Source organism: Bariatricus sp. HCP28S3_D3 (assembly GCF_052065755.1).
In the GTDB taxonomy this organism is placed as follows: domain Bacteria; phylum Bacillota; class Clostridia; order Lachnospirales; family Lachnospiraceae; genus Allocoprococcus.
On sequence record NZ_JBQHTK010000007.1, the window covers coordinates 110,791 to 126,779 of the forward strand.

Consider the following 15,989-nt stretch of genomic DNA (forward strand, 5'->3'; position numbering starts at 1 on the left):
ATGTCCCTTGAAAACTGAATACTCATTCTTCAGGTACATTCCTGTTTGGTCGAGCCTTAGACTGCACGCCATGAAGCCCATCGGGGCGATAGCGGTTTCGCAGAAGCAAATGCCGGATTGCAACCGGCGGCGGTGTTAAAGCCGGACAGGGACAATGATACTTCCGTAATTCGCGGTCCGGCCATAAGGAAGGCGGGATGGTTAAATTCCAATGGAGCAGTGAAGCACACTGCCGCCTGTGAGAAATCCTACATCTCTGGGGTGATAAGAAAAAGTACAGAGAAACCATATTTTCAGAAAGCGCTGCCGGATGCTGTATCAGCATGATACCTGGCAGGCTTTATCCATATCAGTGTATGGAGATTGGAGACAACAGCATATGAAAGAAAACTGGGTTTATCGGCGAGGTGATTTATATCTCGCCAATCTCGGTGTTCCGGTCGGATCAAAGCAGGGCGGTGTTCGTCCTGTTGTGGTTCTTCAGAATGATGTCGGTAATTATTATGCGCCGACGATCACGATTGCTCCGCTGACATCGAAAATTGAGAAGAAGCGAAAACAGCCAACGCATTTCTTTCTCCGTAAAGCAAAGGGACTGGCAAAACCGTCTATGGTATTGGCAGAACAGCTCGACACCTGCGACAAGATATGCGTGATTCGCTATCTTGGGCGGGTAAGTAAGGGGCAGATGCGTGGGATTGATGAAGCAGTAAGGATTCAACTTGGATATTACATTCCGGAACAAGCAGAGAAAAAAAGACAGGGCAAATGCCGAAAGGATGGCGAAGAAGGCGATGGATAAACTGATTACAAGGAAAGAAGCAGCCAGTATACTGGGAATCAGCGTAAAAACACTGGATGCTGCAAGAACAGACGGTTTGATCTCATATGTTCAGTATGTGGAAAACGGCTGCGTTTATTTCACGGAAGTGGGGATTCAGGAGTACATTGCAAAATGTACGCACCGTGCAAAACCGATGGAACGTGCTGCGACATATCGCAAACCTCGAAGCTTTCGGCGGTGAAAATCGACATCGTTGAGTATGGACGATGAATCCGCAATAATGAAAGCATCAACAGGATTGGAGGTAATGATATGGCGGCAAGAAGAATGATGCTTCCCGATTATGGTACGGTGAGTATGAAGGGAACGCAATATTATCGAACCCGTGTAACAGATCAGCAGGGACGGCGGGTTTCCTTATATGCAAGAACGAGAGAGGAACTGTACCAGAAGGAACAGGAAGCGATCCAGCAGATTGAGAACAAGACGTATCGCCGCAGTACACCTACAGTAGAGGAGTATTGCGAGAAATGGCTGCTGATGCAGTCGGCACAGATCAGGATGACAACGCTGATTGACTATACATCGAAAGTGAAGAACTACATCATCAAGCCATTGGGCGATATGCATATGGGAGATGTAACAGCAGATGACATTCGCCTGGCACTGTTGGCGGCATCGAAAAAGTCGGCATCCGTGTACAAATCAGTGAATGTTCTATATAAGTGTATTTTCACGGCAGCCATGGAGAGTAAGATCATTGATGAGAATCCGACCATCTATCTGAAGAAGAATGTGGGCGGGATTCCCCAGAAGGACCGTCTCCCGCTTACGGATGAGCAGGTGGATAAGCTGCTGGATGCCATTTACGGCTTACCGCCGTATGTGTTCGTGATGCTGGGGCTGTACGCAGGATTGCGGAGAGAAGAAATCCTCGGACTTCAATGGGATTCGGTGTATCTTGATTGCGAGGCTCCGTACCTTACCGTTCGGAGAGCCTGGCATACGGAGCATAATCGTCCGGTGATTCTGACAGAGTTGAAAACAAAGGCAGCGCATCGGAATGTCCCTCTGCCGGACAATCTTCTGGAATGTCTGAAAGAGGCGAAGAAGACATCGACATCGGATTTTGTGGTTGCAAACCGGGATGGAGACCCGTTGTCCTATACGCAGTTCAAGAGATTATGGCAGTATATCGTAACCCGTACCACCAAGGAACGCTGCTATTATCGCTATGAAGATGGCAAGAGGGTGAAGCATACGGTGAAGCCGGTTCTGGGGCAAAAGGCAGCACACAATGGAAATGTGGTTTACAGTCTGGACTTTGAGGTGACTCCGCATCAGCTGCGGCACACCTACATTACGAATCTGATTCATGCTTCGGTTGATCCGAAGACGGTTCAGTATCTTGCCGGTCATGAAAGCAGCAAGATCACCATGGATATTTACGCCAAGGTGAAATATAATCGCCCAGAGCAGCTCGCAGGAGTGCTGGAAGATGCTTTTGCATCGTGGGATTAAGAGTAAATCAGAAAAAACTTGGGGCAGGGATGGTCAAAAATCCCTGCCCTTTTTACATACATTCGACATCCTTGAAGGAAGTGGTGTACGTCATGATAATAAGAGTAGCAACACCCAATGTATGAAGATAGACGAGGAGGAGAACACATGGCTAAAGGAAAAAAGCGCCCTGCTGAACTTCCGGAATACGGAACAGTGATGATGAAGGGGGTACAGTATTACCGCACCCGGATTACAGATGCAGACGGAAAGAGAGTGGCGATTTATGGGCTGACACGCGAAGAATTATATGACCGGGTGGAAGATGCCCAGAAGAAAATTGCAGAAGTGGTTTTCCACAGAGAGAATCCGACCGTGGAGGAGTACTGCGAAAAATGGCTGCTGATGCGGTCTGGAACGGTAAGAACCAATACGTTGGAGGGATACGAGCGGATGGTGAATCGGTACATCGTGGGGCCGATTGGACAGATGTATATGGATGAGGTGACCACAGATGACCTGCGGCTGCTGATGGTTCCGCTATCAAAAGGTTCTTCCGGAATGTATGGCCAGCTCAATATGCTGATTAAGAACATTTTTAATTCGGCAGAAGAGAGCAAGGTGATCAAAGAAAATCCATCCAAAACGATTTGTGCAAGAGGCGGAAAGCCTGCGAAACGGCGCGAAGCTTTGACGGATGAACAGACTGCCATTTTGCTGGATAGCATTCGTGAGCTTCCACCGTATGTTTTCGTGATGATCGGCTTGTACGCGGGACTGCGTAGAGAAGAGATTCTCGGATTGAAATGGGACTGTGTATTCCTGGATGAAAAAACGCCGTACATTTCCGTAAGGCGTGCATGGCATGTGGAAGGCGGTGCGCCGGTAGTCAACACACTTTTGAAGACTCCGGCAGCGAAGCGAGATGTTCCGATTCCCAAATGCCTGGTAGCCTGTCTCAAGGAAGCAAGGGAAAAATCAGAATCGGAATATGTGATCTCGAATTCGAAGGGAACTGTTTTGACGGAAACACAGTTTGTGAGGGTCTGGAAGTACATAACAGTTCGTTCTACCGCAGAACGCTGTTATTACACCTATGTAAATGGACAGTCCATCAAGCATAGAATAAAGCCAAGGCTTGGTGAGCATCAGCCGAACAATCCCAAGCTGGTGTATACGATGGACTTCAAGGTGACTCCGCACATGCTGCGGCACACCTACATCACCAATCTGATTTACAAAGGTGTTGATCCTAAGACGGTGCAGTATCTGGCAGGCCATGAGAACAGCAAAACGACTATGGACATCTATGCGAAAGTCAAGTATAATAAACCTGAAGAATTGAGCAGCGTTGTGAATGCAGCATTCGGGCTGCGTTAAACGGCACCAAAAATTTCGCGATTTCGTGGGTTTACCTATGGGTTTACTGAGAGAGGAAAGCCCGAAAAACCGCATGAATACTGGTCTTTTTGGATCAAGGTCAGGTGAATACGGTCTCAAAGCAGCTCGTCGCGCTCCGCAGTTCAGCAAGCGATAATTTGGAACGAAGCGACAACGAGAGAAAACAAAGTTTTCTCGAGTTTGTTTCAAGCGACAACGAGAGAAAACAAAGTTTTCTCGAGTTTGTTTCAAAGATATCAAAAGAATTTTGTCCCGGAAGCAATTGTGCTTCCGGGATTTCTTCATATTTGGTCAGATCATTGACCGTAGATTCAATTATTCTTCAAACAGGTCACTTCGGTCCGTTTCGCAGAATGACCTTAACTTCAAAAAATCAAAAACAAGTCACCCCCCGACGTCGATGAAGGATGACCGCAATTCTAAGAAATCAAAAACAAGTCACCCTCGACGTCGAAGAAGGATGACTGTAATTCCAAGAAATCAAAAACAAGTCACCCTCGACGTCGAAGAAGGATGACCGCAATTCTAAGAAATCAAAAACAAGTCACCTTCGACGTCGATGAAGGATGACTGTAATTCCAAGAAATCAGATATAAGTCAATAGTAGGAGAAAAGATATGCAAGGTCTAAAACAAATGCTTTTACAGGAGCAGAAATATCTGGAAAACATTGTAAATAAAGCAAAAGAAGGATTGTCTACAGCACCGGATGGACATCTAAGAATCTCAAAAGATAAAAATAAAATCAGATATTACCATTGTACAGAGGATAATAGTGGAATCTATATTCCGAAATCAGACAAATCTTTACCCCAAAAGCTTGCGCAAAAGACTTACAACTTGTCGGTGATAAAAAAGGCAGAATCGAGACTAAAACAGATTAAGAAAATTACGAGAGATTATTCAGATGATGAGATCGAGGAACTTTTTACATCTTTGCATGCAGACAGACAAGCTTTAGTTACGCCTGTGGAAGCAACATGGAAGCAACTTCTTAATGAATGGTATACGGAAGAATATCAGGGGAAAGGATTTCAGGAAGGAACTGTGGTGATTCTGAGTGAAAAAGGGGAACGCGTGAGATCGAAGTCAGAGAAAATTCTTGCAGATTACTTTTATCGAAGAAACATACTTTACAAATATGAAAAACCTTTATATCTGAAAGGATATGGTACTGTATATCCTGATTTTACATTTTTGTCGAAGAAAATAGGGAAGGAGATATACTGGGAACATGAAGGCATGGTGGATAAGCAGGAATATGCAAGAAGTGCGGTCCGAAAAATAGAGTCCTATCAAAAGAATGATATTTATCCGGGGGATCGTCTGATTCTCACTTTTGAAACAGAACAGAGTATTTTGAATTCAAAAACGATAGAAGGATTGGTAAACAGATATTTGCAATTTTGAGAATAATAATTGACTATTTTTGGTGTACTGAATAATCACAGAATTGAGATATGCATATTTTATGCATATTTTTTCTCAGAAAAATGTCATGATTCGATGATATATGCTATAATTATTCTTGATAATGTTTGTGCTGCCAGAGAGGTGATTTGATTGATTCGGGAAAAGAAAGTTGGAGTAAATAATATGATACAGGATAATATAAACGAACAGAAGCAGGGAAAAATGAATTCACTAAAAAGATTTTTAATAAATTTATTTGATATCCGCGGTGATATGATGAGCTATGAGGATATCGATGCGATGATGGAGGAGAACACGGACATTCACGGTTCTAATATGTGGATACTGATGATGGCTATCATGATTGCGTCAATCGGTCTGAATGTCAATTCCACTGCGGTGATTATCGGAGCCATGCTGATTTCCCCACTTATGAGTGGAATACTGACGATGGGATATTCTCTTGCTGTAAGGGATCTCAAACTGATGCGGCGTGCGCTTCTCAGTTTTGGAGTACAGATGGTGATCAGTTTGATTACGTCTTCAATTTATTTTTCTATTTCTCCGCTTGGAGAGCCTACGGCAGAGATGATTGCGCGTACAAGCCCCACGATCTGGGATGTACTGATTGCTTTGTTCGGTGGTATAGCCGGGATTATCGGAAATACAAGGCAGAAGAAAAGCAATGTAATTCCGGGAGTAGCGATTGCGACTGCACTGATGCCACCGCTTTGTACCGCTGGTTACGGAATTGCCACAATGCAGGCGAAATTTCTCCTCGGGGCATTTTATCTGTTCTTTATTAATACATTGTTTATTGCACTTTCGGCAGCACTCGTGACGGTTCTCCTTGGAGTCCCTGCACATCAGAGCATGGATGAACGCAGACAGAAGAGAATAAACCGGATCGTGGCAGTTATTACAGTGGTTACCGTGATTCCGAGTTTGTTGATCGGAGCATATACAGTGTACAGTTCTTACATAGAAAACCAAATATCCGATTATTTGAAAGAAGAGTTTGTTTTCAGTGATACGCAGTTGGTGCAGAGTAGTTACGATCAATCAGCGAAAATGATTTCTGTATCGCTGGTCGGCACACCGATCGATCAGGAGACGATTTCATTTCTGGAAAGAGAAATGGAGAAATATGATCTGGAGGAATATACGCTGCATGTTACGCAGAATACGGTTAGTTCTGCAAGCGAAAGCGAGAATACAGACAAAGTGACTATTGCGGTTCAGGAAAAAGCAATTGCCAAGCTTCAGGAAGAACTGGAAGCGAAGCGGGAGCAGCTGGCGGAAATGGAGAGCAAAGCGACTGCAAAACTGGATCTGGAACAGATGTCAAATAAAGCAGAAAGCATTTTTTCAAGTTTATCGGACTGCAAATGTGGTATTATTGCAGATGAAACGGGAGAATATATTATTCTTGTTGCAGATGCGGAAAAGGATTTGACTGATTCAGAGATCTCTGTGATCGAGAATTGGCTCAAAGAAGAAAGCAAAGTAGAACAGGCAAGGCTGTTTATTGAACAAAAATAGAATTAGTATTGATTGTAAACGTCGGGAAGCTAAAAGCGTCCCGACTTTTTTTGACAGAATATCATAGTTTGTATTTATAATTGGCTCTAAAAAACTGTTATAGATGAAAGGGTTGCATTTTCGGGATTTTGTTATATAATAGCCTATGTATATAATGCATATCAAACATATAGGAATTATAAGATAAGAAAGGAAGGGTATTATGAGCTGTGAATTTAATAATATATCTAAGGAAGAGGAGAAGGGGATCACTTACACAGACGCTGAGGCAGAGCTTCATGCAAAAGAAGTGGGTGTTGATCCCAGGCCAAATGAAACATTGGTTGAAATTGATGAGAGGGGAGCGTTTATCAGACAGCCTAATGCATTTATAAAACCATTCGGAGATAAGCCTGGTGACAATAAAGCGGAGGCGGGAAGATATCGTATTTACTGGGCAACAGGATGCCATTGGTCAAACAGACCGGTAATTGTGAGAGATATTCTGGGTCTGCAGGATGTTATTTCTGATATTAAAGTATCTCACTCTGGGGAAACGAATGTATATGGGCATGGGTTTGGAAATCAGCCTGATCACCGGGATCCGGTGACGGGGGCGTATTTCTTAAGTGAGTTTTACAAGAGAGCAAATCCGGATTTTAAAGGCAGAGCGACAACTCCAACGCTGGTAGATGTTGTGAATAAAACGGCAGTGAATAATGATTACCACCGTCTCACAAATTACATCGAGGTACAGTTCAGACCATTCCAGCCCGAGGATGCACCGGATCTTTATCCAAAGAAATTCAGAAAAGAGATCGATGAGTTTAACGACTGGTTATTTCCGCATATCAATAATTCCCATTACAGAATGGCTTTCTGTCAGTCGCCGGAAGCATATTTTGAGGCGTATGAAGATTTTTATGAATCACTTGACAAACTGGAGAAACGTCTTGAAACCAACCGTTTTATATTCGGTGATTATATCACGGATGCAGATGTTCGTCTGTATGTGACACTGGTTCGCTGGGATGTTAATTACTACCATAATATTGGTCCAGTTCATAAACCGATATATGAATATAAGAATCTATGGGGATATATTAGAGAATTAAATACTATTCCTGCATTCCATAACAATTGCAATGCGAAAGAACTGGCATTATCAGGACCAAAGAGAGATAAAAAAGAAAAACTTTTCAGAGGATTTAACGAAAGAATTCTTTCAAAATTAGATTTCGATGCATTCTGGAAATATGACGGAGAACGAGCAGCACTTAGCAAGAACCCGGATGAAGTATATCTTCGTCATCCAAAGGGAGAAACCTATGAAGAATATGCATCGGAGATTTCTACTACAATCTGGAACAGCCCAAGTTGGGAAGATAGAAATCCGAAGAATGGAACCCTTTCGGTGGACGCATCAATTAATCCGATTCAGGGACTTTTATAATAGGAAGGAGAAAAAACAAAAATGAATAAATTAAGATATAAGTTTTTATCAGCAGTATTAGGTATTACAGTAGTGGCGGTCAGTCTGGCAGGCTGTGGATCGTCTGGCAAGAACACTGACAAGAACAGTTCAGAACCGACGGAAAATGAAGTAACGGTGGTGAAAGGTGTAACGGGTGGTTCGCTGGCTCCCTATTTCTATATGGATGAAAATAACAAACTTACCGGTGTAGATATTGAAATTGCCGAAGAGGCATTTAGCAGACTCCCACAGTATGAACTCGAGACCGAGGTGGCTGATGCACTTCAGGGTGTACTTTCCGGGCAATATGATATTGCAATTAATAATTATGGATATACCGATGAGAGAGCCGAATCTTATTATTTTTCATATCCATACAAGACAAGCTTTAATGAATATATTCAAAGAGCGGATGATCAGCCGTTAGAGTCTCTTGAAGATGCGGCTGAAAGAGGCTACAAGATTGAACTGACTGCGGGAAGTCTTACAGGAAATGCATTAGAAAAATGGAATAAAGATCATCCTGAGAAACAAATCAATATCATTTATTCTGAGACAGATTTTCAAGTTCGTTATCAGCATATCGTAGACGGAACGACAGATTTTGCGATTGATGACGGACCAATCATAGAGAATCTGCTTCCAAAATTTGGAATGGAAGGTCAGCTTGTGGCCAATGACATTGATGCAGAGACAGAAGATTTCCTGTTCCCGCAGAATAATACATATTTCCTTCTCGCAAAAAATGAAAAAGGAGCTCAGATTCGTGAGGATTTAGATAAGGTTCTGAAGGAAATGAAAGAAGATGGAACTATTGCGGAAATTACAAAGAAATATCTGGGAGTTGATACTTCAGTAGATCCGAAATACCTGGAAGAAACAATTAATTAAGAGGAAACGGGTATGCAAATATATCGTATTAATAAAGAAACGGATGAATGGTTAAAGAAAGCATATGATTATGTAAGAACGGATGCCTTCTGCTTTGGTCAGAATATCCCTGTGGAATTAGAATTTGCGGGGGAAGAAGCTCAAGATGATTTAGAAGGTGTTGTGATACTGGAAGATCATAAGCCGGTTGCCGGATGCCGGATTTCATATCCGGCAGATGGAATCGGGAAAATTGAACGTGTCTGTGTGGTTCGTGAAAAGCAAAAGGGAGGATATGGCAGTATACTCATCAGGGAAGCGGAAAAATGGTTGATTGAGAATGGTGTCAGACATATTGTTATTAACAGTCAGGACAGAGCGGCCGGTTTCTATCATAAGTTGGGATACATCACAAATCCTACAGTTGATCCTCATGCGTATGATAAGAAAAGAAAGAGGAAAAAGGCGGCAGATGAAGCCTCCCTGCCAAAGATAAATCTGGGATTTTCGACTGTTCTGGTAGAAAAATACGTGTAATAGAAGGGAAAAGGGAATGGGTAAATTATTTGATGTTTCACTGGTATTTTCATCAATACCTGAATTGTTGGAAAAGCTTCCTATAACTCTGGAACTGGCATTGCTGGCGATGGTGCTTGCACTTGTTATAGGGCTCATAATGGCTATTATTAAGATGAAAAATATAAAAGTGCTGACACAGATTGTGAATATTATCATATCAATGCTTCGAGGAACGCCTGTCATTGTTCAACTCTATGTCGCATTTTTCGGGATACCGATGATATTTACGGCAATCAACAACAGCTGGGGAACTGATCTTGCTGTGGCTGATATTCCCGGGTTTGTGTATGCGATGATTGCATTGGGCTTGAATCAGGCGGCGTTTATGGCTGAAATAATACGTTCTGCCCTGCAGTCAGTAAATTCGGGACAGATAGAGGCCGCCAGTGCGCTTGGTATGACCTATGGACAGGCTTTGAGAAGAATTATTATCCCGGAAGCGTTCGAGGTGGCGCTTCCTACATTGGGTAACTCGTTGATCAGTATTATCAAGGGGACATCGTTGGCATTTACCTGCGCAGTTGTAGAGATTACTGCCCAGGGTAAAATCATCGGAGGAAGGACATATCGTTATTTTGAAGTATATGTCTCACTTGCTATCATATATTGGGTCATTACGATTATAATTGAACAATTGATTAAGTTTATTGAGAAACGAATACGTATACCGGAGCAAGTTGCGATGGTGTCACCGGCGCGTATAAAGGAGTGCATATATGATAAAGATTGAACATTTATCAAAGAAGTATCATGATAATGTGGTGTTGGACGATATGAATCTGGAAATCCACAAGGGTGATGTTGTGGGAGTGATCGGCCCATCGGGAACTGGAAAATCGACATTACTGCGTTGTATCAACCATCTTGAAATTCCAGAGCAAGGTGTGGTATATATAGGCGAAGAGAGAGTGGAACTTGCTCAGAAGAAGCCGAAAAATCTTCTGGATCTGCGAAAAAATACCGGAATGGTTTTTCAGAAGTTTAACCTGTTTGAGAAGAAAACTGCTCTGGAAAATGTAATGGAAGGTCTTGTTACGGTAAAGAAGATTAAAAAAGATGAGGCAAGAAAAATTGCGATGCAGGAATTGGTAAATGTGGGAATGGCGCAATGGGCAAATCATTATCCAAAACATTTGTCAGGAGGACAGCAGCAAAGGGTGGCTCTTGCACGTGCTCTGGCTATGAAACCGCAGGTTCTTCTTCTTGATGAGCCTACATCAGCGCTGGATCCCGAGCTTGTTGGTGAAGTCCTGGATGTAATCAAGAGGGTGGCAGAGAAAGGTTACACGATGATTCTGGTTTCGCATGAAATGAATTTTGTGCGACATGTGTCTAATCGAGTGATTTTCCTGGATAAAGGGCATATTGTGGAGGATGGAACTCCGAAAGAAGTGTTTGATAATCCAAAGAATGAACGTACAATAGAATTCTTCCGCAAAATGAATCTGATGAATGAACCGGATTATGTAATTTGATGAGGAAAGAGAGAGTATGTGTCGATGATTGAAGAAATAAAGAAGTTATTATTACAACTGGTTGAAATTGATTCTCCTTCAGGAGAAGAAAATGGGATTATAAAGTTTTTAAAGAAAAAATATGAGGAAATAGGTATTCATCTTCAAGAAGACAATTCGGGTAATCTCTATGCTGAAATTGAAGGCAAAGGGGATTACCTTTTGCTGTCTGCTCACATGGACACTGTGAATCCAGGGAAGGGGAAAAAGGCTGTTGTAAACGCAGACGGTATAATTTCCAGTGATGGAACAACGATTCTGGGCGCTGATGACTTTTCCGGACTGGTGGAAATTTATGAAGTGGCAAAATATGTTATGGACAATCATATCCCACATAAAGCAATAGAACTTCTATTTACTACGGGTGAAGAACGGTACTGTGTTGGTGCTAAGAAATTTGATTTTCGTAAGGTAAAAGCAAAAACAGCATATGTGCTGGATTTGAGTGGTCCGGTCGGAAGGGCAGCGTATGCAGCACCTACAATTTTATCGTTTGAAGCTGTAGTTCGCGGAAAAGCGGCACATGCAGGATTTAATCCGGAAGAAGGAATTCATGCAATTCAGGCTGCGTCGAGGGCGATCGGAAAACTGCAGCTTGGAAAAGTGAAGGAAGGTGTGACGGGAAATGTGGGCATCATACAAGGTGGAAAAGGGACCAATATTGTCCCTGATGAAGTAAGGATTCAGGGAGAAATAAGAAGTATGCAACATGAGGATGCAATTAGACTTGCGGATGAATACAGATGCATTTTTGAAGAGGAATCAGCCGCTTCTGGAGCAACTGTGTCATGGGAGGAGGAAATTCATATTCAGGCCTATGAGACTTTATTAGAAAGCAAAGCTGTGAAAGAGTTTGAAAATGCAGTAAAAGCGGTTGGACCTTCGCCAAAACTGGAGAAGACATTCGGAGGAAGCGACCAGAATGTATTTGCGCAGAAAGGAATCGAAGGAATCGTTGTCGCCAATTCTATGTATAACGTGCATAGTGTTGAGGAATACACGAATCTTTTTGAAATGGAAAAGGTGGTGGAAATATTAAAGGAAATTGTGAGAAATGAAGAGATATAAATAAACAGTAAAGATAAAGAAAAAAACTGAAAATGCAGGATATGTGTGTTATAATTAATGTCAATTAAAAGAATCAATATCAGGAGTGACACGAATGATAATATTGAACGATTACCTGTATTCCGGAGATACGGTTATTAAAATACTTCAGAATTATATGGAAGATCTGCTTTGTACAAAAACGATGGACGATATTGCGGAAATCGGACCGGCCAATCACCTAGGGTACGAGAAACGCCAGGAGAACGAACGGGTGAGAAGAGATGCAGTTCCGGAAGGGGAGTGTGTTTATTTTGATGAAGCGTATGAGCGGGGGATGCGTCTGCTTCAGCTGAATCTTGCCGAACTTGATGTAAATATGTTTTCGGCTGTAAATAACAGTCTGATCAACGATGGATGTGGGCTTTACCGGGGGCGACAGATCCTGCCGTATGAACATTTGTCTAGATTTCAGAATGACCTGATTGATTGATGTCAGTCAGATAAAGGGGAATAAAAATGCAAACAAAAGATAGCTTGAGAAGGGTTATGAAATATGCCTGTATTCTATATTTTCCGATTCTGTTATTATACCTGGAATTGGTTTTTCATCTCTATATGCGGCTTAGGATGGCATATTTTCCGATTATTGTCTGTTTTGCGGTTTCACTTGGAATGCTGGTCAGCGCTCTGGTGAACTGTTTTAGCAAAAGAACGAGGCATATTCTGACAAGTGTGTTCAGTTTGTTTTTGGCCGTGCTGTTTTGTGTGGAAATGATCTGCCGCAGGATTCTGCAGCAGTATTTTCAGTTATTCAGTGCGCTCGATACGGCTGCAGGCAATCGGCTCGGAGATTATCGAAATGCCGTTGTGAAGGCTCTTGAACAGAATTGGATCGGGTTGCTTCTTATGCTGGTCGTTCCGGGAATGATGTGCGCTATACAGGTTTTTCGAATTGATACATTTGGAATAAAGATAAAAACCGATACAAAAAAACGGTGGCCTCTACAGAAAAGACTCCTGTTTCTGTACAGATTTACCGCTGTTCCGATGATAGGTTGTGTGGTGTTTTATCTTTTGACGCTGGCTATGGTTTATCTTTATCCCTGGGAAGGCGATTTTACTCCGGAAAAGCTCTATGCTATGGATACGAATACGGATGATCAGGTGGAGCAGCTGGGACTTCTTACGATGCTTCGTCTGGATTGTAAACATATGATTTTCGGAAGTAACAGTAATATGGATATCAGTCTGGAACAGCTTGCCGATGCGGAAAATGAGAAGGCGGTTCAGGATGAAGAAATAGCAGAGGAGGTGGCGGAACCGGAAATTGATACTTCTCCGAATGTGTTGGAGCTGGATCTGCAAAAATGGATCGATGAAGCCCCGAATGAGGATGTAAAATGGCTTTCGGAGTATATTCAGACAGTAACGCCGACGAGAAAAAATGAGTATACGGGAATGTTTGAAAACTATAATGTAATATTTATTACGGCCGAAGGGTTCAGCGGGTATTTGATCGATGAGACATTGACTCCGACGCTGTACCGGCTGACACATGAAGGATTCGTATTCAACCGGTTTTATTCGGCGCTTCATTTTACAAGTACTTCCGGGGGTGAATTCCAGAATCTTACGGGACTGTACCCAAAAAATGGATTTCCGGTCAGCATGAAGGAGACTGGGGAACAAGGAATAAGCCTGCCTTTTACGCTGGCAAATATACTGCAGCCTTTGGATTATACGTGTATTGGTTTTCATTTTAATGAAAATATGTATGGCAGGGCTCTGTCACATCCTAATTTGGGATATGACTGGCGGCAGTGTTCGGAGTGTCTGAATCTGCTGACGAAAGAAATAAATCAGGAGGGCGATGCTTACTGGCCCCAGTCGGACGACTATATGGTGGAACAGAGTCTTCAAGAGTATTTGACAAAGGAACCGTTTCATATCTATTATCTGACGCTGAGCGGTCATTTGCCGTATGGGTTTGAAAGCAACCAGATGTCCAAAAGGAATCAGGAGGCTGTGGCGTCTCTTCCGTACTCGGAGAAGACAAAGTCCTATATTGCGGCGAACCTGGAACTGGAAAAGGGACTGACCCGTCTGGTAAATGCGCTGGAGGAAGCGGGAATTGCAGACCGGACTTTGATTGTTATGGCTCCGGATCATATTCCTTATTCGGATATTGATGTTATAGAAGAACTGGCGGGACGCTCCTTTGGAAAGGATTCTCTTGAATCGCTGAATGAGAAGTCCGTGGATTTTGACGTATATAAGAATTCACTTATTATGTGGACTGCTGGGATGGAAGAGAGTGTGACGGTTAACAAACCCTGCTGTCAGGTGGATATTCTGCCGACGGTTTTGAATTTACTGGGGCTCGATTATGATTCCAGGCTTCTGGCAGGAAGGGATATTCTTTCGGATTCCGAGCCTTTGGTCGTGTTTTTCTCCAGTTCATGGCTGACGGACAAGGGGAGTTATAATCGCTTTACCGGCACGTTCACGCCTGCTTTGGGAGTTTCTATGACGGATGAAGAAATACAAGCTTACACGGAGCGTATCAAAGCCATAGCTGCCTGCCGGCTTCAAATGACATCGATCATCATTGAAAATGATTATTACCGGTTGGTCACGGGTTTGTGAAAATAATAACTTTTATTTATATGTTTTAAATCTATTGATTTATTGGGTGCAATGCGCTATAGTAATATTAGCTGAAATTCGGCACGTTATTATATGAATATACGTGCAGAATGCATAATTAAGGAGGATGATTATCATGGGAAGATTACAGGACAAAGTTGCAATTGTTACAGGTTCCACCAGCGGAATCGGAATCGGAATTGCCAGATTATTTGCAGCTGAAGGCGCTAAAGTAGTGATTTGTGGACGTAGAGCTGAAAAAGGACAGGCTGTTGTTGACAGCATCGTGGCAGAAGGCGGAGAAGCTTCTTATCACTTTATGGATATTACAGATCTGGAAAGTATCGAAAAGTTATTTGCTGATACAGCAGAAAAGTATGGAAAGATTGATGTTTTGGTAAATAACGCTGCTAACGTAGCTCTGAAGGACGGACGTGTTGATGAGCTTACAGTTGAGATGTGGGATGCTATTTTCCAGAGTGATATGCGCGGTACATTCTACTCTACAAAATGCGTACTTCCATATTTAGAGAAGAATGAGAACGGTGGTTCTATCATCAATATCGGTTCTATGGCTTCCTGCGGAGGCGACCTTGGATCAACAGCTTACGCTTGTGCAAAAGCAGGTGTTGATATGCTGACCAAGTCTACAGCACTTCAGTACGGCAAGAAGAACATTCGTTGCAACTGTGTTCGTCCGGGACTTATTGTTACACCACAGAATGAAGCAAATGTACCACAGGCTCTGAAAGACATTTTCCTGAGCAACATCATGGTTAACCGTTATGGATGCCCGGAAGATATCGGAAATATGTGTCTGTATCTTGCTTCTGATGAAAGCAGCTATTTCACAGGACAGGTTGTTACTGTAGACGGTGGTCTGAATGCACATGTTTCTACCGTTGCTCAGTTCAAACAGCTCAGCTCACGTACATGGTAAAAGAAAATATTTTTGAAAAGAGTTCCGCAAAGGGAACTCTTTTCTGTTGCGTGTGTCCAGCGAAGCTGGACCACACTTGCCGGTGCAAGTCCGGTCACGGAAATCGCCAGTGAGCCGTGTAGCTAAACTCGGTGCGCTGTAGTAATACAGGGTGCTAAGCGAGTGGATAAAGTAACCTTGATAAGAAGTGCGAGCAATCGTGCAGACCGTAACATTAAGTGAATTCTGCCGTATCGTTAAAAAGGTCTCGAAAGAGAACAAAGGGAAGTTGAGCCTGGGCAATATAGGCGAAAACCAT

General features: G+C 42.7%; 14 protein-coding genes and 1 pseudogene. All 15 read left to right on the forward strand.

Translation table 11 applies throughout. The features are described 5' to 3' along the window. Window positions 1–379 precede the first annotated feature (379 nt). The 15 genes and pseudogenes from ACTNB3_RS07585 to ACTNB3_RS07655 all read left to right on the forward strand — a co-directional run bounded on the left by ACTNB3_RS07585 (window position 380) and on the right by ACTNB3_RS07655 (window position 15,691). Window positions 380–802 carry a type II toxin-antitoxin system PemK/MazF family toxin gene (locus ACTNB3_RS07585; RefSeq protein WP_002576364.1) on the forward strand — a complete coding sequence of 141 codons (423 nt, stop codon included), beginning with the start codon at window positions 380–382 and terminating at the stop codon, window positions 800–802. After that, entirely contained in the window at window positions 795–1,025 is a 231-nt protein-coding gene (locus ACTNB3_RS07590; RefSeq protein ID WP_002576363.1) for a hypothetical protein, read from the forward strand. The genes ACTNB3_RS07585 and ACTNB3_RS07590 overlap by 8 nt, the downstream gene beginning before the upstream one ends. A 71-nt stretch (window positions 1,026–1,096) precedes the next feature. Continuing rightward, a complete protein-coding gene (locus ACTNB3_RS07595; RefSeq protein WP_002576362.1) occupies window positions 1,097–2,305 on the forward strand; it encodes a tyrosine-type recombinase/integrase in 1,209 nt (402 codons plus the stop codon). 147 nt (window positions 2,306–2,452) lie between these two features. Further along, window positions 2,453–3,664, forward strand: a complete 1,212-nt coding sequence (locus ACTNB3_RS07600; protein WP_002576360.1) for a tyrosine-type recombinase/integrase — start codon at window positions 2,453–2,455, stop codon at window positions 3,662–3,664. Window positions 3,665–4,302: 638 nt separating this feature from the next. After that, entirely contained in the window at window positions 4,303–5,094 is a 792-nt protein-coding gene (locus tag ACTNB3_RS07605; RefSeq protein WP_427806970.1) for a hypothetical protein, read from the forward strand. Window positions 5,095–5,280: 186 nt separating this feature from the next. After that, window positions 5,281–6,639 (forward strand): DUF389 domain-containing protein, encoded by a 1,359-nt coding sequence (locus ACTNB3_RS07610; RefSeq protein ID WP_441019109.1) that lies wholly within the window; start codon window positions 5,281–5,283, stop codon window positions 6,637–6,639. Between the two features lie 202 nt (window positions 6,640–6,841). Beyond that, a complete protein-coding gene (locus tag ACTNB3_RS07615) occupies window positions 6,842–8,071 on the forward strand; it encodes a glutathione S-transferase C-terminal domain-containing protein (protein WP_441024953.1) in 1,230 nt (409 codons plus the stop codon). 21 nt (window positions 8,072–8,092) lie between these two features. After that, the gene (locus ACTNB3_RS07620) at window positions 8,093–8,983 is read left to right on the forward strand and encodes a transporter substrate-binding domain-containing protein (RefSeq protein WP_441024954.1); all 891 of its coding nucleotides are present in this window, start codon (window positions 8,093–8,095) and stop codon (window positions 8,981–8,983) included. A 12-nt stretch (window positions 8,984–8,995) separates the two neighbouring features. Then, window positions 8,996–9,499: a GNAT family N-acetyltransferase gene (locus ACTNB3_RS07625; protein ID WP_441019113.1), complete on the forward strand. Its 504-nt coding sequence runs from the start codon at window positions 8,996–8,998 to the stop codon at window positions 9,497–9,499. Between the two features lie 16 nt (window positions 9,500–9,515). Next, window positions 9,516–10,271: an amino acid ABC transporter permease gene (locus ACTNB3_RS07630; RefSeq protein WP_427806974.1), complete on the forward strand. Its 756-nt coding sequence runs from the start codon at window positions 9,516–9,518 to the stop codon at window positions 10,269–10,271. Beyond that, the gene (locus tag ACTNB3_RS07635) at window positions 10,258–11,016 is read left to right on the forward strand and encodes an amino acid ABC transporter ATP-binding protein (protein WP_427819652.1); all 759 of its coding nucleotides are present in this window, start codon (window positions 10,258–10,260) and stop codon (window positions 11,014–11,016) included. Before ACTNB3_RS07630 ends, ACTNB3_RS07635 begins: the two co-directional genes overlap by 14 nt. Window positions 11,017–11,040: 24 nt before the next feature. Further along, window positions 11,041–12,123: a M20/M25/M40 family metallo-hydrolase gene (locus tag ACTNB3_RS07640; protein WP_441024956.1), complete on the forward strand. Its 1,083-nt coding sequence runs from the start codon at window positions 11,041–11,043 to the stop codon at window positions 12,121–12,123. A 148-nt stretch (window positions 12,124–12,271) separates the two neighbouring features. After that, window positions 12,272–12,595: pseudogene (locus ACTNB3_RS07645) on the forward strand (guanosine polyphosphate pyrophosphohydrolase); the annotation flags it as partial. A gap of 26 nt (window positions 12,596–12,621) precedes the next feature. Next, a complete protein-coding gene (locus ACTNB3_RS07650) occupies window positions 12,622–14,751 on the forward strand; it encodes an LTA synthase family protein (protein WP_441024957.1) in 2,130 nt (709 codons plus the stop codon). Window positions 14,752–14,887: 136 nt separating this feature from the next. Further along, entirely contained in the window at window positions 14,888–15,691 is an 804-nt protein-coding gene (locus ACTNB3_RS07655) for an SDR family NAD(P)-dependent oxidoreductase (RefSeq protein WP_427806981.1), read from the forward strand. Window positions 15,692–15,989: the final 298 nt, after the last annotated feature.